Annotated in this window: 24 protein-coding genes and 1 pseudogene; 8 read left to right on the forward strand and 17 right to left on the reverse strand. The window is 67.1% G+C overall.

Translation table 11 applies throughout. From position 1 onward, the window contains the following. The 3 genes from ilvC to BN948_RS20855 all read right to left on the reverse strand — a co-directional run. The coding region (ilvC, locus tag BN948_RS20845) for a ketol-acid reductoisomerase (protein WP_035623588.1) at positions 1 to 509 on the reverse strand (509 nt) is incomplete at its 3' end. 28 nt (positions 510 to 537) lie between these two features. Next, complete coding sequence (ilvN, locus tag BN948_RS20850; protein WP_009518995.1) at positions 538 to 1,029, reverse strand: acetolactate synthase small subunit; 492 nt, start codon at positions 1,027 to 1,029, stop codon at positions 538 to 540. A gap of 111 nt (positions 1,030 to 1,140) precedes the next feature. Next, the gene (locus tag BN948_RS20855) at positions 1,141 to 2,922 is read right to left on the reverse strand and encodes an acetolactate synthase 3 catalytic subunit (RefSeq protein WP_009518996.1); all 1,782 of its coding nucleotides are present in this window, start codon (positions 2,920 to 2,922) and stop codon (positions 1,141 to 1,143) included. Positions 2,923 to 3,164: 242 nt separating this feature from the next. Here BN948_RS20855 and BN948_RS20860 point away from each other — a divergent pair, with 242 nt between their 5' ends. Genes BN948_RS20860 through BN948_RS20870 form a run of 3 tightly spaced genes read left to right on the forward strand, consistent with a single transcriptional unit; the run spans position 3,165 to position 4,698 of the window. Continuing rightward, positions 3,165 to 3,722, forward strand: a complete 558-nt coding sequence (locus tag BN948_RS20860) for an RDD family protein (protein WP_009518997.1) — start codon at positions 3,165 to 3,167, stop codon at positions 3,720 to 3,722. Beyond that, positions 3,719 to 4,114, forward strand: coding sequence for a diacylglycerol kinase (locus tag BN948_RS20865; protein WP_009518998.1), 396 nt, complete (start codon positions 3,719 to 3,721; stop codon positions 4,112 to 4,114). The genes BN948_RS20860 and BN948_RS20865 overlap by 4 nt, the downstream gene beginning before the upstream one ends. Beyond that, positions 4,111 to 4,698: an LOG family protein gene (locus tag BN948_RS20870; RefSeq protein WP_009518999.1), complete on the forward strand. Its 588-nt coding sequence runs from the start codon at positions 4,111 to 4,113 to the stop codon at positions 4,696 to 4,698. The genes BN948_RS20865 and BN948_RS20870 overlap by 4 nt, the downstream gene beginning before the upstream one ends. A gap of 12 nt (positions 4,699 to 4,710) precedes the next feature. Here the strand turns inward: BN948_RS20870 and BN948_RS20875 are convergent, their stop codons facing one another. From BN948_RS20875 to BN948_RS20885, 3 genes are all read right to left on the reverse strand, one after another. Further along, the gene (locus BN948_RS20875) at positions 4,711 to 5,049 is read right to left on the reverse strand and encodes a P-II family nitrogen regulator (protein WP_009519000.1); all 339 of its coding nucleotides are present in this window, start codon (positions 5,047 to 5,049) and stop codon (positions 4,711 to 4,713) included. An 86-nt stretch (positions 5,050 to 5,135) separates the two neighbouring features. After that, a complete protein-coding gene (locus tag BN948_RS20880) occupies positions 5,136 to 6,068 on the reverse strand; it encodes a collagen-like domain-containing protein (protein ID WP_035623591.1) in 933 nt (310 codons plus the stop codon). Between the two features lie 17 nt (positions 6,069 to 6,085). After that, on the reverse strand, positions 6,086 to 6,673 hold the full coding sequence (locus tag BN948_RS20885) for a phage tail protein (RefSeq protein ID WP_009519003.1): 588 nt from the start codon (positions 6,671 to 6,673) through the stop codon (positions 6,086 to 6,088). A 168-nt stretch (positions 6,674 to 6,841) separates the two neighbouring features. On the opposite strand from BN948_RS20885, the gene BN948_RS20890 reads away from it, so the two are divergent. Beyond that, on the forward strand, positions 6,842 to 7,864 hold the full coding sequence (locus BN948_RS20890; protein WP_009519004.1) for an asparaginase: 1,023 nt from the start codon (positions 6,842 to 6,844) through the stop codon (positions 7,862 to 7,864). A 4-nt stretch (positions 7,865 to 7,868) separates the two neighbouring features. Here the strand turns inward: BN948_RS20890 and BN948_RS26310 are convergent. The 9 genes and pseudogenes from BN948_RS26310 to BN948_RS20930 all read right to left on the reverse strand — a co-directional run. Next, a pseudogene (locus tag BN948_RS26310) lies at positions 7,869 to 7,991 on the reverse strand (NAD+ synthetase); the annotation flags it as partial. Further along, a complete protein-coding gene (locus BN948_RS20895; RefSeq protein ID WP_081922014.1) occupies positions 7,979 to 8,818 on the reverse strand; it encodes a patatin-like phospholipase family protein in 840 nt (279 codons plus the stop codon). The gene BN948_RS20895 and the pseudogene BN948_RS26310, both read right to left, overlap by 13 nt. A gap of 98 nt (positions 8,819 to 8,916) precedes the next feature. Further along, positions 8,917 to 9,954, reverse strand: coding sequence for a fatty acid desaturase family protein (locus tag BN948_RS20900; RefSeq protein ID WP_009519008.1), 1,038 nt, complete (start codon positions 9,952 to 9,954; stop codon positions 8,917 to 8,919). Continuing rightward, positions 9,951 to 10,889 (reverse strand): acyl-CoA desaturase, encoded by a 939-nt coding sequence (locus BN948_RS20905; protein WP_009519009.1) that lies wholly within the window; start codon positions 10,887 to 10,889, stop codon positions 9,951 to 9,953. The genes BN948_RS20900 and BN948_RS20905 overlap by 4 nt, the downstream gene beginning before the upstream one ends. Beyond that, positions 10,886 to 11,794, reverse strand: a complete 909-nt coding sequence (locus tag BN948_RS20910; RefSeq protein WP_009519010.1) for an alpha/beta hydrolase — start codon at positions 11,792 to 11,794, stop codon at positions 10,886 to 10,888. The genes BN948_RS20905 and BN948_RS20910 overlap by 4 nt, the downstream gene beginning before the upstream one ends. Before the next feature lie 8 nt (positions 11,795 to 11,802). Then, the gene (gene acpP / locus BN948_RS20915) at positions 11,803 to 12,075 is read right to left on the reverse strand and encodes an acyl carrier protein (RefSeq protein WP_009519011.1); all 273 of its coding nucleotides are present in this window, start codon (positions 12,073 to 12,075) and stop codon (positions 11,803 to 11,805) included. Continuing rightward, positions 12,072 to 12,479 carry an acyl-CoA thioesterase gene (locus BN948_RS20920; RefSeq protein WP_009519012.1) on the reverse strand — a complete coding sequence of 136 codons (408 nt, stop codon included), beginning with the start codon at positions 12,477 to 12,479 and terminating at the stop codon, positions 12,072 to 12,074. Before BN948_RS20920 ends, acpP begins: the two co-directional genes overlap by 4 nt. Positions 12,480 to 12,538: 59 nt before the next feature. Further along, positions 12,539 to 13,402, reverse strand: a complete 864-nt coding sequence (locus BN948_RS20925) for an SAM-dependent methyltransferase (protein ID WP_009519013.1) — start codon at positions 13,400 to 13,402, stop codon at positions 12,539 to 12,541. A gap of 2 nt (positions 13,403 to 13,404) precedes the next feature. Beyond that, on the reverse strand, positions 13,405 to 14,268 hold the full coding sequence (locus BN948_RS20930) for a ferritin family protein (RefSeq protein ID WP_009519014.1): 864 nt from the start codon (positions 14,266 to 14,268) through the stop codon (positions 13,405 to 13,407). Positions 14,269 to 14,630: 362 nt separating this feature from the next. Between BN948_RS20930 and BN948_RS26775 the strand changes: the two genes are divergently transcribed. After that, on the forward strand, positions 14,631 to 14,867 hold the full coding sequence (locus BN948_RS26775; protein WP_138819911.1) for a hypothetical protein: 237 nt from the start codon (positions 14,631 to 14,633) through the stop codon (positions 14,865 to 14,867). A gap of 5 nt (positions 14,868 to 14,872) precedes the next feature. On the opposite strand, the gene BN948_RS20940 is transcribed toward BN948_RS26775, so the two are convergent. After that, a complete protein-coding gene (locus BN948_RS20940) occupies positions 14,873 to 16,558 on the reverse strand; it encodes an NAD+ synthase (protein WP_009519016.1) in 1,686 nt (561 codons plus the stop codon). 29 nt (positions 16,559 to 16,587) lie between these two features. Between BN948_RS20940 and BN948_RS20945 the strand changes: the two genes are divergently transcribed. Genes BN948_RS20945 through BN948_RS20955 form a run of 3 tightly spaced genes read left to right on the forward strand, consistent with a single transcriptional unit; the run spans position 16,588 to position 18,564 of the window. Beyond that, on the forward strand, positions 16,588 to 17,745 hold the full coding sequence (locus BN948_RS20945; RefSeq protein WP_009519017.1) for a GNAT family N-acetyltransferase: 1,158 nt from the start codon (positions 16,588 to 16,590) through the stop codon (positions 17,743 to 17,745). Between the two features lie 28 nt (positions 17,746 to 17,773). Beyond that, positions 17,774 to 18,121, forward strand: a complete 348-nt coding sequence (locus BN948_RS20950) for a hypothetical protein (RefSeq protein ID WP_009519018.1) — start codon at positions 17,774 to 17,776, stop codon at positions 18,119 to 18,121. Then, positions 18,115 to 18,564: a bactofilin family protein gene (locus tag BN948_RS20955; protein WP_009519021.1), complete on the forward strand. Its 450-nt coding sequence runs from the start codon at positions 18,115 to 18,117 to the stop codon at positions 18,562 to 18,564. Before BN948_RS20950 ends, BN948_RS20955 begins: the two co-directional genes overlap by 7 nt. Before the next feature lie 88 nt (positions 18,565 to 18,652). Here BN948_RS20955 and ppa read toward each other — a convergent pair whose 3' ends face one another. After that, positions 18,653 to 19,195, reverse strand: a complete 543-nt coding sequence (ppa, locus tag BN948_RS20960) for an inorganic diphosphatase (RefSeq protein ID WP_009519022.1) — start codon at positions 19,193 to 19,195, stop codon at positions 18,653 to 18,655. Between the last annotated feature and the right edge of the window lie 204 nt (positions 19,196 to 19,399).

Here is a 19,399-nt window from a genome sequence, read left to right on the forward strand (position 1 = left end):
GCCATGGCGTAGCTCAGCGCCAGGTCGCGCGCCTTGCCGCTCTTGTCCTGGTGCACGGCCACCAGGTGGGGCACGCCGCCGCCTTGCGCGTAGGTGCTGCGAACCGTGTGGCCCGGGGCCTTGGGCGCCACCATCCACACGTCCAGGTCGGCGCGCGGCACCACCTGGTTGTAGTGCACGTTGAAGCCGTGCGCGAAGGCCAGGGACGCGCCCTGCTTGATGTTGGGCTCGACGTTGTTGCGGTAGACCTCGGCGATCTGCTCGTCGGGCAGCAGGATCATGACGACGTCGGCGGACTTCACCGCGTCATTGACTTCCAGCACGTTCAAGCCGGCCTTGCCCACTTTGTCCCAGGACGCACCGCCCTTGCGCAGGCCCACCACCACCTTCACGCCGCTGTCGTTGAGGTTCTGCGCGTGGGCGTGGCCCTGGCTGCCGTAGCCGATGATCGCGACCGTCTTGCCCTTGATGAGGGACAGATCGCAGTCCTTGTCGTAGAAAACTTTCATGGTTGCTCCGTTGGAATGGAAGGGGTGATCAGACGCGCAGGATGCGTTCGCCGCGGCCGATGCCACTGGCGCCGGTTCGCACCGTCTCCAGGATCGCGCCACGGTCGATGGCTTCCAGGAAGGCGTCGTTCTTGCCCTGGTCGCCAGTGAGTTCAATGGTGTAGCTTTTGTCGGTCACATCGATGATGCGGCCCCGGAAGATGTCGGCCATGCGCTTCATCTCCTCGCGTTCCTTGCCCACCGCGCGCACCTTCACCATCATGAGCTCGCGCTCGGTGTAGGCTCCCTCGGTGAGGTCGACGACCTTGACCACCTCGATGAGGCGGTTCAGGTGCTTGGTGATCTGCTCGATGACGTCGTCCGACCCGGTGGTCTGGATCGTCATGCGCGAGAGGCTCGGGTCCTCGGTCGGCGCGACGGTGAGCGATTCGATGTTGTAGCCACGGGCCGAGAACAGGCCCACCACGCGGGAGAGTGCGCCGGGCTCGTTCTCGAGCAGCACGGCAATGATGTGCTTCATATGCAGCTTCCTCTTTTCGCCGCCCTCCCCCGTGCACGGTAATGCACGGGCTCGACGGTCAATAGATTCGACTAGGGGATGGACCCGCCTCGCGGCGGATCCGACGGGCGATTACAGGTCTTCCGAACCCAGCAGCATCTCGGTGATGCCCTTGCCGGCCTGAACCATGGGGAACACGTTCTCGGTCGGGTCGGTGCGGAAGTCCATGAAGACCGTGCGGTCCTTGAGCTTGCGCGCCTCGCGCAGCGCGGGCTCCACGTCCTCGGGGCGCTCGATCAGCAGGCCCACGTGGCCATAGGCCTCGGCCAGCTTCACGAAGTTGGGCAGCGCGTCCATGTAGCTGTGGCTGTAGCGGCCGGAGTACTCGATCTCCTGCCACTGGCGCACCATGCCCAGGTACCGGTTGTTGAGCGAGACCACCTTGATCGGCGTGTTGTACTGCAGGCAGGTGGACAGCTCCTGGATGCACATCTGCACCGAGCCTTCGCCGGTGATGCAGAACACCTCGGATTCGGGCTTGGCCAGCTTGATGCCCATGGCGTAGGGAATGCCCACCCCCATGGTGCCCAGGCCGCCCGAGTTGATCCAGCGGCGCGGCTCGTCAAAGCGATAGAACTGCGCGGCCCACATCTGGTGCTGGCCGACGTCGGAGGTGATGTACGTCTCCGTGTCCTTGGTCATGTTCCACAGGGTCTCGATGACCATCTGCGGCTTGATGACGTCCTTGTTGCCACGGTCGTATTTGAGGCAATCGCGCGAGCGCCAGCCTTCGATCGTCTTCCACCAATCGGCCAGGGCCTTCTCGTCGGCGCGCTGCGGCGTCTCGCGCACCATGTGGATGAGCTCGGTGAGCACGTCCTTCACATCGCCGACGATGGGCACATCGACCTTGACCCGCTTGGAAATGCTCGACGGGTCGATGTCGATGTGGATGATCTTGCGTTCGTTCTGCGCAAAGTGCTTGGGGTTGCCGATCACGCGGTCGTCGAAGCGCGCGCCCACGGCCAGCAGCACGTCGCAGTTCTGCATGGCATTGTTGGCTTCGATGGTGCCGTGCATGCCCAGCATGCCGAGGAACTTGCGGTCCGACGCCGGATAGGCGCCCAGGCCCATGAGCGTATTCGTGACCGGGTAGCCGAGCATGTCCACCAGGGTGCGCAGCTCTTGCGTGGCGTTGCCCAGCAGCACGCCGCCGCCGGTGTAGATGTAGGGGCGCTTGGCACCCAGCAGCAACTGCAGCGCCTTGCGGATCTGCCCGCCATGGCCCTTGCGCACGGGGTTGTACGAGCGCATGGGCGCCGCCTCGGGGTAACCCGTCCAGGTGGCCTTGTTGAAGGACACGTCCTTGGGCACATCGACCACCACCGGGCCGGGGCGGCCGGTGCGCGCGATGTGGAAGGCCTTCTTCATCACCTCGGCCATCTGGCGCACGTCCTTCACCAGGAAGTTGTGCTTGACGATGGGGCGGGTGATGCCGACGGTGTCGCACTCCTGGAAGGCGTCGAGGCCGATCGCCGCCGAGGGCACCTGCCCGGTGATGATCACCATCGGGATGCTATCCATGTACGCCGTGGCGATGCCAGTGACCGCGTTGGTCACGCCAGGACCCGAGGTGACGAGGGCCACGCCCACATCGCCCGTGGCACGGGCGTAGCCATCGGCGGCATGCACGGCGGCCTGCTCGTGGCGCACCAGCACGTGCTGGATGCTCTCCTGCTTGTAGAACGCGTCGTAGATATGCAGTACGGCGCCGCCGGGATAACCCCAGACGTACTTGACGCCTTCGGCCTGCAGGGCTTTGACGAGGATTTCCGCGCCGCGGAGTTCTTGGGAGGGCTCGCCGGCTGTGGATGCGGCGGCGGCCGAGGCCAGTTCGGCCTTGGTGATGTCCATGATCAACCTTTCGAGAATTTCTCTGACGAAAAACCTTGGGTGCCCCTTGGCCCACCCTTGTGGGGCGGCTTCGGGACTTGAGACCAGTGGCCATGAGCGGAACGAATACCCGCCGGACCCTGATCCGTTTGCCTTGTGAAGACGGAAGCCCGGGATTATGGCACCGCAGCAAAGCACGGTCGCCGGCTTTTCGTCGGCCTTGACCGGAATGCGACAATCCCGGCCTTCCCGCCTCTGCCGATATGACCTCCGACGCCCCAGCCGCCGGCGCCGCCGCCCGCCCCGACCTCAACGCCCCTTCGCTGCGCCGCCGCATGGCCTGCTGGCTCTATGAAGGCATGCTCATGTTCGGCGTGGTGTTCATCGCCGGCTACCTGTTCTCCGCCCTCACGCAGCAACGCCACGCGCTGGAGGGCCGCCACGCCCTGCAGGCCTTCCTGTTCGTGGTGTTCGGCATCTACTTCACGTGGTTCTGGCACAAGGGACAAACCCTGGCGCAAAAGACCTGGCACATCCGCGTGGTCGACACGGCAGGCAATCCGATCGGTCAGGCGCGAGCCCTGGTGCGCTACGTGCTCTCGTGGCTGTGGCTGTTGCCGCCGCTGGCCCTGAGCTGGGTGCTGGGCGCCCAGGGGGGCGAAACCGCGGTGCTGCTGATCGGCTGGGTGCTGGTCTACGCCCTGCTCTCGCGACTGCACGTGCAGCGCCAGTTCCCGCACGACGCGCTGGCCGGCACACGACTGGTGCATTACGCGCCACCCCCGCAACAGAAAAAGCCCAGGAAGCAGCGCCAGCCGTGAACACCCCCGAAGTGAACCCGCAGAAGCGCCGCCGCGGCCTCAGCCGCGTGTGGCACGCGCTGTTCTACTCGCTCGCCGGCCTTCGCGCCGGCTGGGACGAGCCAGCCTTCCGCCAGGAAGCCCTCGCCGCGCTCGTGCTGGTGCCAGCGGCCTTCTGGGTGGGCCGTGGCTGGGTCGAGGTGGCGCTGCTGATCGGCACCGTGGTGCTGGTGATGGTGGTGGAGTTGCTCAACACCGGGATCGAGACCGCCATCGACCGCATCGGCCCCGAATGGCACGCGCTGTCCAAGCGGGCCAAGGACATGGGCAGCGCCGCCGTGCTGCTGAGCTTGCTGCTGTGTGGCGGCACCTGGCTGGCGGCGCTGTGGGTGCACGCCAAGGATCTGTTGTGAACGAACCCAGCTTTTCCCTTTGCGTGTACTGCGGCTCGCGGCCCGGCGCGAGCCCCGCGTTCCTGGAAGCCGCCCGCCGGGTGGGCGAGTGGATCGGCCGTCACGGCGGCCAGCTCGTCTACGGCGGTGGCCGCAACGGCCTGATGGGCGTGGTGGCCGACAGCACGCTCAAGGCCGGGGGCCGGGTGGTCGGCATCATCCCCAAGGCACTGGTGGAAAAGGAATGGGCCCACAACGGCTGCACCGAGCTGCACGTGGTGGACACCATGCACGAGCGCAAGCGCCTCATGGCCGAGCACGCGCACGCCTTCCTGGCCCTGCCCGGCGGCATCGGCACCTTCGAGGAGTTCTTCGAGGTCTGGACCTGGCGTCAGCTTGGCTACCACGACAAGCCCGTGGGCCTGCTCGACGTGGGCGGCTACTACGAAGGCCTGATGGCCTTCCTGCGCACCGCGGTGCAGGCGCAGTTCATGGGCGATTGGCAGATGGACCTGATCCGTGTGGATGCCGACGCCGAGCGCCTGCTGCCGGCGCTGATCGAGGCGGGTGGCACAGCACCCCAGCCCCGGCTCGACGAGATCTGAGAGCGGCCGCGCTCAGACCGCGGTTTCGTCCTCTTCACCGGTGCGGATGCGCACCACGCGCTCGACCGAGGTGACGAAGATCTTGCCGTCGCCGATTTTGCCGGTGCGCGCGGCGCGCACGATGGCGTCGACGCAGCGATCGACATCGTCGTCCTTCACCACGACCTCGACCTTCACCTTGGGCAGGAAGTCGACCACGTACTCGGCGCCGCGGTAGAGCTCGGTGTGTCCCTTCTGCCGGCCGAAACCTTTCACCTCCGTCACCGTCAGGCCGGTCACGCCTTGTTCGGCCAGCGCTTCGCGCACCTCTTCGAGCTTGAACGGCTTGATGACGGCGGTGATCTGTTTCATGAGCGGTGACCTTGGTTGATGACGGAACGTGCCGAAAAATGTATCACGCTCACGTCATCGCAAGGACCGGGGGCGCCGACGCCCGCTTACTGGCAGGTGAATGCAACGCCCCAGGAGCCGGGTGGGGTCATGTCGGTGATCGCCGCGTTGCCCACCAGCTGGATCTCGATCGCGTCCCGGGCATCGAAGTCGACCGCTGTGGCCACTTCGCAGGAACGTGTCGTGCTGTTGATGGTGCACACGAGTGCCGTGTCGTGGGTGTCGAGCGCCGACAGGTCCGGACCCGGCGTGTGCTGCACGGTGAACCGGTAGCTGGTACCGGCCGCCGGCTGCCCCAGAGTGGCCACCTGCAAACGCGCCTGGGTGCAGGCACGCGGCAACAGCACGGGATTGCGGGCATTGGCGTTGGGGCCCTGCGGCCAGAGGTTGTAGGTGCCATTGCCGAAGGTGCTGTTGGACGCGATGCTCCATTGGAGGTCGACACTGGCGGGACCCGCCGGGCCTTGGGGGCCGGGCGCACCGTCCTGCCCGTCCGAGCCTGGAGGGCCCGTGAGACCCAGCAGGGACAGGCCGGGAGTCGGCCAGACGCCCGCGGTCTTGGGGCCGTACAGGATGGACGTGCTGCGGTCGAGGTAGTAGTCACCGTCGCGCCCGGTGACCGAGGAGGGGGCGCCTGCACCGGCGAGGATGCGAGAACCATCGGTGCCGTTCGCTCCATTCGTGCCGTCCTCACCATCTTGACCGTCTTGTCCATCGGCGCCCGGCGCGCCCCCAAGTGCCCGGGCCGGCCGCGGCCACCGCCCTTGCGTGCGTGGCCCGTAGAGCAGCATCGCCTGCGCATCCAGGTAGAACTGCCCATCGCTGCCCATTGCGTCGTCGGGCTCGCCCGAGCCGCTCAGGATCACGGCCTGAGCCGGGGCCTCCACCACGCGCTCGACCACCCGCACGTCGTCGCCACCGCCGCAGGCGACCACGGAGCCGGCGGCCGTCAGCAGGATCGCCCACCAACGGCAGGACATACGCAACGTCGGACGCATCAGGGCCTCGGCGGGAAAACGCCCGCCAGCGCAATGATGTAGTTGAGGCCCAGCGCGGGGTTGCGCAGATTCAGAGGCTGGCCCGCACCCGTGGGCGACACCGTGACCTGCCCTTGCACTGGCAAGGGCGCAAGGCCGGCATTGGCCTCGGCTGCAGATGCGAAGGCCGGCAGGGGCACACCACCTTCACCCACGGGGTTGGCGGGCACGGCCCCAGTGGGATCGGTCAACGAGGCGCTGCCGCTGTAGCCCACCGGGCGAACGCCGCCGCTGTTGAAGCTGGCCGCATGTGTATGCGCGGGCAATTGGCTCTGCAGCAGTTGCACGCTCTCCTGACCCAGGTAGGACCCGAGCGAGATCGGGCTGAGGCCCTGACCGGCGCCGGCGCCAACGGCCGCGCGGCCCCGCAGGTCCGGCAACGCGAAAGTGGATACGCCGTCACCGCCGTAGGTGGCACCGATGAGGGAGTACAGCGCCCCGTACTGGCTGACGGACAACAGCCGGCCATCGCACAGCGCCCACCCGTCCGGGGCGTAGGAAAACGCGACAAGGCTGATTTCACCGATGAAAGGATCGGATGCGGACAATAGGTTCTCCGTGAGGTTGAAAAGAAGCGGGTCGCAGTCTAGGAAGGCGAGTGGTCTTTGCACCCACAAAACCCCCGGCCATCACGCAATCATCAGAGTCATCCGCCTCCTTGGCGCCGCGTGCCATACTGGCCGCGCCCCCCTTGTACGCCTCTGACCACGTCACCCATGAGCCTCCACTGGCCCCGACATGTGCCCATCACCGTGAGCGTGCGCGGCGGCCACCCCGAGAACGTGCACCACGGCTCCTTCGCTGTGGTGGACCGCACGGGCCAGGTGCTTGCGACGGCGGGCGACGTGGACACGCCGGTGTTCACGCGCTCCTCGCTCAAGCCTTTCCAGGCCCTGCCCCTGATCGCCCGTGCGGCGGACCGGTTGGCACTGGACGACGCCGACATCGCCCTGCTGTGCGCCAGCCACAACGGTGAGCCCGAACACGTGGCCCGCGCGGCGGCGCTGCTGGCCCGCATCGGCGCCGACGAATCCGCCCTGGCTTGCGGCGCGCACGAACCCTACGTGTTCCGCTTCAATGGCCTGACGCCACCGCCTGGAGAGCGTTACGGCCCGCTGCACCACAACTGCTCGGGCAAGCACTCGGGCATGCTGCTGCTGGCCGACGCGCTCGGCGCGCCGCTGCGGGGCTATCTGTCGCCTGACCATCCGGCGCAGCGAGAGATCGCACGCTGCGTGAGCCACTGGTCCGGCGTGCCCGAGGCCTCACTGGTGCGCGGCATCGACGGCTGCAGCGCACCGAACTACGCCCTGCCCCTGCGCGCGCTGGCGCACGCCTTCGCGCGCCTCACCATCGCGGAACCCGACCCGGTGTATGGCACCGCACCGCACCGCATCGCGCTCGCCATGAGCCAACACCCCCACCTGGTGAGCGGCCGGGGCCGCAACGACCTGCACCTCATGAACGCAGGCCGGGGCGACTGGGTCAGCAAGGTGGGCGCCGACGGTGTGCAGGCCATGGCGAGTTTCAGCCGCGGCATCGCAATCGCGGCCAAGTGCGGCGATGGCCAGCTCACGCCGCTGATGGTGGCCCTGGTGGCGGCGCTGGAGCAGCTCGGCTGGACCGACGACGGCATCGACCGCGACGAACTCGCGCGCCTGCTGCCGCCACCGATGAAGAACGCCGCCGGCGTGGAGGTCGGCGAGATGCGCGCCGTGCTGCACCTCTCGGCGGCCTGAGCCGCTACGCCCGGTACTTGCTCGTGATCGGGTAGCGCCAGTCCTTGCCGAAGCTGCGGTGCGTCACGCGGATACCCACCGGCGCCTGGCGGCGCTTGTATTCATTGATGCGGATCAGCCGCACCACCTCTGTGTGCTCGCAGCCAACCATGCATGTGCATCGGTCCTGCCCAGTTCGAAAGCAGCGTCCAACGAGGTTCTTCGCGTGCAATCCCAGGTCGAGACTGGCACAGGGCGGCTCGGTTGCCAATACCACCGGTATCCTTCGCGGAAGACTGCGGGGCGTCGCGGATAGTGGCGTGTCAGCAGCGTCAGCGAACGCGACAGCTCGGCCGCCGAACGTCGCGGCATCGGTGCGTTGTCTGTGTAACCGCCATCGAAGGCAAACTGACCACACACGTGCAGCGCCGGCAGGATGGGCGGTGGCGAGGCGGCGGCGCACAACAGGCGTGCGGCGTCTTCATGCGTTTCGCACTCGTGCAATGCGAGGAAGTCCAGCCGCAGGCCGAGCCAGTGCGGCAACCGTGGATGCAGGCGGTGCCAGAGCTTGTTGTCCAGCGCATAGGCCAACGTGCCAAGGCCGACGCTGGCCGCCAGGCCGATCAGCGGTGCCGGCCGCGACACCGCGACCAGCAGACGCGACGATCCCAGGCGCAAGCGCTGCAGGCTCGCGGCATCCACGAACGCGGCGAGCCATGCCGGATAGATCCGCTGGTGGGCAAACTCGAACCGGCCCGACAGCAGGCCACGCCAGCGGAACACGGCCGCGTTGCCGGAATACAGCCGGCGGCAGGCGTCCATCGCGGCGGACACGCCGCCACTCATCGCGGCAGTCGCGATGGCCGCGCCCGCACTGGTTCCGATCAGCTCCCTCGGCAGGGTCGCGCCGGCTTGCATCAGCGTGCTCAGCAACCCTGCCTGCCACCAGCAGCGGTTGCCGCCGCCGGCAAGCACGAGCGTCTGCGGTGACGCCGGCCAAGGCACCACGCCTTGCGCTGGAGGCCCCGCCTCCTGCTGCAGGTCGGCCGGTATTGCGGCATCGACTCGCGCGTTCACCGAGCGTTGGCGGCGCTGGCTGCGCCAGGCACGGATTCGGTCACCGCCGGCTGCGCGACGTACTGGATGCGCGCTCCTATCAACGCGGGCGAGAAGCCGCGCCAGAAGCTGCGTTCAACCACAGGCTGTCGCGTGCGGTACCAGTCGGTGTCGCGCAGCCAGCGATGCAAGGCCGGCAGGCGCCAGCACGGCACGCGTGGGTACAGATGGTGTTCGAGATGGTAGTTCGTGCCCGACATCAGCAGCGTCAGGATAGGCGAAGTCCGCGTCCGTGCGCGCAGGACCGGCTCGCGCCCGGTTCCGACATGCTCCTGGTAGGGGTTGAGTCCGGTGATGAACACCGTGCCGACCAGCGGCAGCAGGAATGCGAACACCAGCACGTCCGGCCGCAGCACGCCCAGTGCGACGAACCCAGCCATCACCGCCAAGTGCCATGCGATGTTGAAGCGAGTCAGTGAGCGCAGCGTCTCGACCGACAGGCCATTGCGGTCGACCTCATCGTCCGGTCCACTGCTGCGGATGAGACGCCAAGCGTTGCGTCTGTACGCCGCGTTGGCCGCCAGGCGTGCGAGGAGAAGCCGGCTCCAGAAGCCTCGGAAAGGCCCGAAGATCTCGCAATCCGGGTCGTCGGCCGAGTTCGTGTGGCGGTGGTGCCGCCAATGCGACAGCGCGAAGCCGACCGAGATGAACCCGGGGATCGCCGAGCTGAAGACAATGCCCAGCAGCGCGCTGACCTGGGGGCGCCGATGCAGCGTGAAGTGAAAGCCTTCGTGCGCCGTGCCGGCCAGCATGAAGAAGCCATAGCCGCCGACAAGGCTGAGCGCTGCGATCAGCGGCACGGTCGCAAACCATGGCCAAGTCGCGTGAAAGGCCCACAGCGACACCGTTCCCGGCAGCAACGCAAGCGCGAGGCCGTGCGCGAGATATCGCGCCGTCTCGAGTCCGGATGGTTCCATGAAATGGCGCGGTGGCCGAGGCAGTCCGCTGCCCAGCGTCTCGGGCGCCTCTGCCGAAGCGGGCGTCTGCAGGTTCATTGGCGGTCTCCGCGATCGGTCGACAGCCCACCCTCGTCGGGGCGACTTGCTTCGAGAAGGACGTGTTCCGGCACCTCCCGCAAATCCCACACCAGGCCGACGGCAGCGAGAGCGCGCAGCGTCAGGTAGGTGATGTCCAGTTCCCACCAACGGAATCCGGCACGCGCCGAGTTCATGTAGCGATGGTGGTTGTTGTGCCACGAGGCGCCCAGCGACAGCAGACACAACAACCAGTGATTCAGCGAGGTGTCGGGCGTGCGGTAGCTGCGATAGGTAAACCATCCGGGCCGTGGCGAATGAGCGAACGCGTTGACAAGCAGCGAGCCCTGCAACGACAGCAGCGTGCTCACGAAGAATCCCCAGACCACCGCGGCGATGCCCGCATCGCCGCCGAAGAGCGGGGTCCATTGGCCGAGCGCGTACACGCCGGCCAGGTAGAGGTAGGGGAGCAGGTAGTGATACTTGTTGACCCAGACCAGTTCGGGGTAGCGGGTCAGGTCCTTGGCATCGTCGAGGTTGGTGTCGCAGTTGTTCTTGTCGAACAGCCAGCCGAGGTAGGCATACATCCGTCCGTTGCCGACCGGCGTGTGCGGATCCTGCGGCGTGTCCGCGTGGCGGTGGTGCGCGCGGTGGAAGCAGGCCCACCACAGCGGGCCGCGCTGGCCCGACGAGGCACCGAGGCACGCCAGCACGAACTGGAACGCGCGGCTCGTCTTGAAGCTGCGGTGCGCGAAGTAGCGGTGATGTCCGCCTTCCCAGCCGAAGGTACGCAGATAGAAGCCCATCAGCATCAGCGCGAGCAGGGCAGGGGTCGGCGGCACGAAGAACGCGGCCACGCTTCCGGCATAGACCAGGAGCACGCGAAGCTTGATGACGAGTAGCTTCTCGGAAGGCTGGATGCCGGTGGTCGGCAGGTCGAACCGGAAGATGCTCATGCGACCGCTCCAGAGAAGAAGCCGCCCACGGCCTTCACCACGGCCGCATCGCGCACGATGCGGCGATGGCCGAGCCCGCTCGTGGTTAGCAGACAGTCGGCAGCGCGACCGCTCGCCTTCAGCAGCCGTTCCGCGTGGAAGTACGGGATCTCGGCGTCGTCGCGGTCATGCACGGCCATCAGCGGGCCGGGGAACTCGCGAGCCATCTCGCCGATGACCAGCGATTCCCACTGGAGTTCGCCCTGATGCCGGCGCTCGAGCCGGGACCGCATCGCTGCGATCGTCTTCTGGGGGATGCCGACCAGCTCACCGAAGCGCTCGGTGATCCAGATGGCGTTGGAGAAGCAGCCGACCAGCGCGACGCGCTCGACCGGGAATCGAAAGCGTCGCCACGAGAACAAGGCGTTGCCCGCGCCGAACGAATGGCCAAGCAGGCCATAGACCGGGCCGAAGTGCAACACGACTGCGGCGACCGCGCTCGAGTACTCCATCATGTCGGTCTGCCGCCCCTCGGACGCGCCATGTGCCGGCGCGTCGAAGGCGACGACGCGGAAGCCACGCTGCGTCAGCTCGGGTACGAAGGCGCCGAGCTGCGAGCCGCGCCCGCCCCATGAATGGCACATCACGATCGTGCGGGGCCCGTCGCCCCACGCGTAGGCCTTGAATGCGCGCTTGCCGACCTTCAGCGTGGCTGGACGCGCGCTTTCCAGGTGAGTCCGCTCCCATGCGGGCGTCTTGTGGCGTCGCGGCGTAAGGAACAGCCGCAGCGCCGCGCGCGATGCGAGGCCCGGGGCGAGCGTCGCGAACAGCGGATAGACGCCGCGTGTCATTCGCAGCAGCGGCGACTCGGCGTAACCGGTACGAGCCGGGGCGGGCGCTGATGCGCCGGTGGACGTGGCATCCATGCGCCGACTCAGGCTGCGCTCGCGCTGGCGCCCAGCTTCACATCGGCGATTGCGCGGACCAGATCGCCCACGGTGCGGAGCTGGGAAGCCCGTTCCTCGTTGACCTCGATGCCGAAGGCATCTTCGAGCGCCATCACGATCTCGACGCTGGCCAGCGAATCGGCGCGCAGATCCTCGCGCAGGTTGGCCTGCAGCTGGATGGCATCCGGATCGACATCGACCACGTCGGTGATGATCGTGCGAACCTGGGCAAGGATGGCATCGTGTTCTTTCTCGCTCATGGAATGCTCCCTTCGGTTGTGGATCGGGTGTCCTGCATGGCGGCGAGGCGGCGGCGGATCTGCGGCGGCATGCGGGTCGGTACCAGGCTGACGGGATCGAGGAAGACGCCCACCTGTTCCGCTCGCAGGTGCTCGTCCCGCGTCGTGGCGTGGCGGAACGAGAACTCGATCGTCCAGCTGGTGTTCATGAAGCTGGCGACCCGGGCTTGGCCTTCAAGCCTGTCGGTGAAGCGCACCGGCTTGACGTACTCGACCGTGGTGCGGGCGATGACCGACAGGTTCTGCGGCGCGCACAGGTCAACGTCCGCGAACTGTTCAGCCATCAGCTGGAGCCGCAGCCGTTCGAGCCAGGTCGCGGCAACGGTATTGCTGACGAAGCCGGTGAAGTCGACCTCGTAGGGCATGACCCGGAAAGGCAATCGCGCGGAGCACGATGCCTTCTCGACGGCACCAGGAACAGCACTCATGCCGCGCCGGCGACCGGCCGGAAAGCGACCTGCAGCAGATCCGTCACACCTGCAGCAAAGCTGCGCTCGGCCGCGGAGAAGTAGTGCAGGTAGTGCTCCACCACGTCGGCACCGAAGCGTGCCGCGGCCGTGTCGCGTTGCGCTTCCAGCCGTTCACGCCAGCAAGCCAAGGTGCGGGCGTAGTCCTGCCCGATGCGCTTGACGGATGCGACCTCGTACAGATCGGCAGCCGACGCCTGCACGTCGCTGACGCTCGGCAGCGCAGAGCCGGGGAAGACCTTGTCGAGCAGGTATCGCGCATCGCGTGCCTCAGCCAGCGTGCGCGGCCCGCACACGGTGACGATGGTCTGCAGGCCGAGCCACGCGTGCTCGGTGGAGACGCGCCGGCAGGTGCGGAAGAACTGCTGGTAGATCTCGCGCTGCCGTCCCTGCAGACGGTCGTCGCGCGACGCGAAGTGCTCGAATGCGCCGACCGAGGTCACCGCATCAAAAAGGGGCTCGGCGATCGACAGGCCGACCCACGACTGCAGGCTTGCCTTCAGCCGCGGATCGCCGAGGGCCGAGACGTGTGCGAGCTGGTCTTCGCTGAGCGTGAGTCCGACAGCTTCGCGGGCGCCCAGCTCTTGGACGGCGTGTTGCATCAGCCCGCCCCAGCCGCAGCCGATGTCGAGCACGCGGCTGCCGGATTTGATGCCGGCGAAAGCGCATATGCGTTCGATCTTCGCGCGCTGCGCCGCCTCCAGGGAATCGGCGGACTCCCACACGCCGCAGCTGTAGGCGCGATACGTCCGGTCCAGGAACAGCGCGTAGAAGTCGTTGTGTACGTCGTAGTGAAACTGGATGTCAGCAGCGGTGGCCATGGTCACGTGAGAGCGAGTGCATCGGAAGACGCCGTGGCCTGCAGCGCAGTCAGCCGCGCGCGGCGAAGGCAGCGCAGGTCGTGGGAGTCCTTGAGAGGGGCGCCCAACAGAGCGGACAGGTTGCCGAGCACGCCAGCCTCGACGCGGCGCTCCCAGTCGGGATCGAAGCGGATCTCGTCGGAAAGCCAGCACTCCAGCCATTCGGGATCGGGCAGTCTGGAGTTGACCGTGTCCTGCGGGTACAAGGCCTTGTTCACGTGCAGGTTCGTCGGATGCATGGCCTTGTTGAGGCGCGCGTTGGTCATCAGCATCCCGATCTTGGTGAACGAATCGAAGGCTTCGACCGCGTTGCGCTGGAGCGCGCGCTCCATGTAGACGTAGTACGCACGCGCATGCCGCGCTTCGTCGCTGGCCAGCGTCGCGTAGATGTGGCGGATCACCGGCTCGCTGTGGTAGTCCCGCGCGCAGCGGTACCAATGGTTCAGCCGGACCTCGCCGCAGAAATGCAGCGCCAGGCTGTCCAGCGCCGGCGCCGCGTCGAAGCGAAAGCGCACCGCGGCGAGTTCGGCCTCCGTCGGCATCAGCTCGGGCGCGAAGCGGCGCAGATACTCGATCAGCGCAAGGCTGTGCTTCTGTTCCTCGAAGAACCAGATCGAGATGAACGCCGCGAAGTCGGTGTCATGCTCGTTGTCGCGCAGGAACATCTCGGCCGTGGGCATGGCCGACCATTCCAGAATGGCGTTCATCTTGATTCCGTGCAATTGCCGCTCGGTGAGCTTGCTGCCATCGAATTGATTCCACGGGATGTCGCTGTGCAAGCTCCAACGTGCCATCTCGAGTTGATCGAAGAGCGCCGGATAGAGCATCACGCCTCTTGCACCGACAACTTGGACACCGCAATGGGGTCGAGACCGGATATCTCGGCCTCCGCTAGCAGGGCCTTGATACACGAGCCGCAACCGGAGGTGCAACTGGTGTAACTTGTGATCATCTCGTCCAGCGGAAGCGGGTCGGCCCGCTGCTGCGACAGAATGTCGTCGAATGACCTGTTTGAACAGATGCAATACATAAATCCCCCTGGTAGCTTGCACGCCTGCCGACATAGCTGATGGTCGAGGCTGCATGCCGTCGACGCATACAGACCACTGCTTGGATAGGTGAGCGATTCTGGTCGAAGGCATTTGATGCATCCATACCGCGAGCGATGCAGCTACGCATTCATCATGCAATGCTCATCAAATGGATCCGTGCAACAACGATTTCCGCTCTGCTGCGCGCGCTGCACCGCCGAGCCGGACGCCGATGGCTGGCGTGCCGTTCCGATTTGAGCCTTGCAGACGGTGACTCGCGGAAGGAACTGCCGCCTAAAGCGGTTCACGGCGGGCCTCCCGCCCTGCCGATGAAGAACGCGGCCGGCGTCGACGTGGTCGAGTTGCGCCCCGTGCTGCAACTCTGCGCGGCCTGAGTCGTTCAGGCCCTGTACTTGCTGGTGATCGGGTAGCGCCAGTCCTTGCCGAAGCTGCGGTGCGTCACGCGGATGCCCACGGGCGCCTGGCGGCGCTTGTACTCGTTGATGCGGATCAGCCGCACCACCTTCTCGACGTCGGCGCGCGCGAAGCCCTCGGCGATGAGGGTCTCGGGGCTCTGGTCGTTCTCCATGTAACGCTCGATGATGGCGTCGAGCACGGGGTACTCGGGCAGACTGTCCTGGTCCGTCTGGTCGGGGCGCAGTTCGGCGCTGGGCGGGCGCGTGATGATGCGCTCGGGAATGGGGTTGGCACCGGTGCCATACGGGTCGTGCGCGTTGCGCCAGCGAGCGAGCTTGAAGACCGTGGTCTTGGCCACGTCCTTGATGACCGCGAAACCGCCGGCCATGTCGCCGTAGAGCGTGCAGTAGCCCGTGGCCATCTCGCTCTTGTTGCCGGTGGTCAGCACGATGCTGCCGAACTTGTTGGAGAGCGCCATCAGCAGCGTGCCGCGGATGCGCGCCTGCAGGTTCTCCTCGGTGGTGTCCTCGGCGCGGCCTTCGAACAGCGGCGCGAGCGAGGCTTTGAAAGCCTCGAACTCGGGCGCGATGGCGATTTCGTCGTAGCGCACGCCCAGGCGCGCGGCCATGTCGCGCGCGTCGATCCAGGAGATGTCGGCCGTGTAGGGCGAGGGCATCATCACCGTGCGCACCCGGTCCTTGCCCAGCGCGTCCACGGCAATGGCCAGCACCAGCGCCGAATCGATGCCGCCCGACAGGCCGAGGATGGCGCCCGGGAAACCGTTCTTGCCGATGTAGTCGCGCACGCCCAGCACCAGCGCGTGCCACAGGTCGGCCTCGGCGCTGTGCTCGCGGTCGATCGACGCCTCGATGCGCCAGCCGTCGCCCGCGCGCTCGAAGCGCGCGTCGAATTCGGCCTCCTCGAAGCTGCGCGCACGCCCCGCCAGCTCGCCCGCGGCGTCAAGCACGAAGCTGCGGCCTTCGAAGACGATCTCGTCCTGCCCGCCCACCAGGTGCGCATACACCAGCGGCAAACCGGTGGCGCGCACGCGCTCGCGCATGGTGGCCTCGCGCTCGCCGCCCTTGCCGGCATGGAACGGCGAGGCGTTGATCACCGCGAGCAACTCGGCGCCCGCGGCGCGCGCATCGGCGGCCGGCGCGTCGAACCAGGCGTCCTCGCAGATGAGCAGGCCCACGCGCACCGGCTGGCCATCGGCACCGGGCACGTCGAACACGCAGGCACCCTGGCCAGGCACGAAGTAGCGGCGCTCGTCGAACACCTGGTAGTTGGGCAGTTCGCGCTTGGCGTAGGTGGCGACCACGCGGCCTTCGCACAGCACGCTGGCCGCGTTGTGCAGCGAGGCCACCGCCACGCTACGCCCGCGCGCGCCGTTGCCCGTGCGCGCCGGATGACCCACCACGATGTGCAGGCCTTTGAGCTGCGCCGTGGCGGCCGCCACCGACTTGAGGGCATCATCACAGGCGTCGATGAATGCGGGCCGCAGGTACAGGTCTTCGGCGGCGTAGCCGCAGATGGCGAGTTCGGGCGTGAGCAGCAGCCGCACCCCACGCGCGTGCGCGGCCGTGGCGGCCTCGACGATGCGGCGGGCATTGCCCGCCATGTCGCCCACCACGAAATCAAGCTGGGCAACCGATACGGAAAACGACATGGAATCTGGTGGGAAAACTGAGGTTGGGCGTGGCTGAAATCGATTATGTCACCCGGGTTCTGGGCGACTGGGGCGCGGTGGACCCAGCGCAATGGGCCGAGCTGCTGGCCCTGGAGGACGACCCGAGTCCCTTCATGCGCCACGACTACCTGCGAGCCATGAGCGAGAGCGGCTGCGCCGCACCCGACACGGGCTGGGCGCCGCGCATCCTCACCCTGTGGCGGGGCAAGCGCCTCGCCGCCGCCTGCGCGGTCTACCTCAAATCGCACTCCTACGGGGAATACGTGTTCGACTGGGCCTGGGCCAATGCCTACGCGCAGCACGGCCTTCCGTACTACCCCAAGGCCCTGGTGGCCGTGCCCTTCACCCCCGTGCCGGGTGCGCGCCTGCTGGCGCGCGACGACGCAGCCCGCGCCGCGCTGGTACACGCCCTGGTGAGCTGGTGCGAAGACCAGCGCCTGTCGTCACTGCACCTGCTGTTCGTTCAGGAGCGCGACGTGGCCGCTTGCGCCGAAGCCGGGCTCATGCTGCGCCACACGGTCCAGTTCCATTGGGAGAACAAGAACTGGCCCGACTGGGACACCTTCCTCGCCAGCCTGCAACAGGAAAAGCGCAAGAAGATCCGCCAGGAGCGCCGCAAGGTGGCCGAGGCGGGCGTGGTGTTCCGCCACGCCGAGGGCCGCGCCATCACCCAGGCCGACTGGGACTTCTTCTACCGCTGCTACGAGCGCACCTACCTGGAGCACGGCAACCCGCCCTATCTCAGCCGCGACTTCTTCGCCCGCCTGGCCGACACCATGCCCGAGCACTGGCTGCTCTTCATCGCGGAACACGACGGCAAGCCCATCGCCAGCAGCCTGATCGCCATCGATCCCGAACGGCGCGTGGCCTATGGCCGCTACTGGGGTGCCCTGCAGCGCGTGGACTGCCTGCACTTCGAAGCCTGCTACTACCAGCCGCTGCAGTGGTGCATCGCCCACGGCTACCAGCGTTTCGAGGGCGGTGCCCAGGGCGAGCACAAGATGGCGCGCGCCCTGCTGCCCGTGAAGACGACCAGCGCCCACTGGCTGGCCCACCCCGCCTTCGCCGAGGCGGTGGACCGCTTCCTCGAACGCGAGGGCGAGGGCGTGGCGCAATACCTGGAGCACCTCGCCGCGAGAAACCCGCTCAAAGCCGAGCCGTCCTGATCAAACCCTTTCGCTACACTCGACCGCCATGGACGAGCAGGACGCGTTCTTCACCCACGGCATCGTGGGCACCCCGTTCTCGGTGCTGCTCGGGCGGCGCATGGGCGCGGACGGCCTGAAGGCCCAGGGCCTGCAGCTCGATCCCGACGACGGCACCACCCGCCTGAGCCCGGCCTGGCAGCCGTGGGCGCTGGAGCGCCTGGGCGAGCAGGCCCCTGGCACGCCGCGCCGTCGCCCCAAACCTCTGCGCCGCTGGCTGGAGCGCCACGCGCTGGCCATCGCCACGCTGGGCCTGGTCGCCCTCGTCACCGGTCTGACCTTGACCGCCCTGGCCCAGGGCTGGCTGGCCGCACTGATGCAAAGACTTCCATGGTGAGCAAGACCGCGCAGGACACCCTGACCATCGACCCGGTGGCGATGGACATCGTCAACCGCGTGGCGGCGGGCTGCGACCTGAGCGGTGACCTGAACTTCGAAGGCGGCCTGCTCGTGCAGGGCCAGCTCGAAGGCCACATCCGCGTCGACGGCCGCCTGATCATCTGGAGCGGCGCCAGCGTGCGCGGGCGCATCCGCGTGATGGGCGACCTGTACCTCTTCGGCCAGCTCGGCTCGCCCAACGGCGGCCCGCACGACACCAGCCTGGAGTGCGAGGGCATGGTCTACGTGAGCAAGTCCGGCGTCTCCACCGGCACCCTGTTCGCGCGGCGGCTGCAGATGTACGAAGGGGCCCAACTCAAGGGCCCCTTCCATACCTTGCAGGTCAACGACCGCCTGCCGGTGCTGCGCGACGTTCTGGTGCAGCCGCCGGACGCGCCCTGAAGCGATCCGCCGCCGGGCCGCCCCAAGGCGGATCAGCCCCCTCGGGGGGCAGCGACCCGCGAAGCGGCGGAGCGTGGGGGTCCTTGTTTCAGGCCTTCTTCTGCGCCTTTTCGTAGTTCGCGATCCCGTCCAGGATCTCCTTGTGCGCGGCCGCCTTGTCGGCCCAGCCCAGCACCTTGACCCACTTGCCCTGCTCCAGGTCCTTGTAGTGCTCGAAGAAGTGCTGGATGGTCTTCAGGCGCATCGGGTTCAGGTCCTCCGGCTTCTGCCACTGGGTGTAGATCGACAGAATCTTGTCCACCGGCACGGCCAGCAGCTTGGCGTCCTCGCCGGCCTCGTCTTCCATGCGCAGCATGCCCAGGGCGCGGCAGGTCACCACCACGCCGGGGTGCAGCGGCACGGGGGTGATCACCAGCACGTCCACCGGGTCGCCGTCGCCCGAGATGGTCTTGGGGATATAGCCGTAGTTCGTCGGGTAGTGCATGGACGTGCTCATGAAGCGGTCCACGAAGATGGCGCCGGTTTCCTTGTCGACCTCGTACTTGATCGGGTCGGCGTTCATCGGGATTTCGATGATGACGTTGAACGCGTCGGGAACCTTGCTGCCAGGGGTGACGTTGTCGAGGGACATGGATTGCTCGGGAGGAGTTGTGGGAAACGGGGTAACGGAGCGTCACGGGCTTGACACGCGCGAGGCCTGGGCGCAATGCCCTGCTCCGTATTTACCCTGATTTTACCGACGCCAGCCTGACAGCCCCGATGGCAAACCGGCCGAATCTGGCTACATTGAAGCGGTTGGCCAATCGCCTGCGCCTTGCTGCAACTTCCGCAGCAG

Origin of the sequence: Hydrogenophaga intermedia, from assembly GCF_000723405.1 — a bacterium.
GTDB lineage: Bacteria > Pseudomonadota > Gammaproteobacteria > Burkholderiales > Burkholderiaceae_C > Hydrogenophaga > Hydrogenophaga intermedia.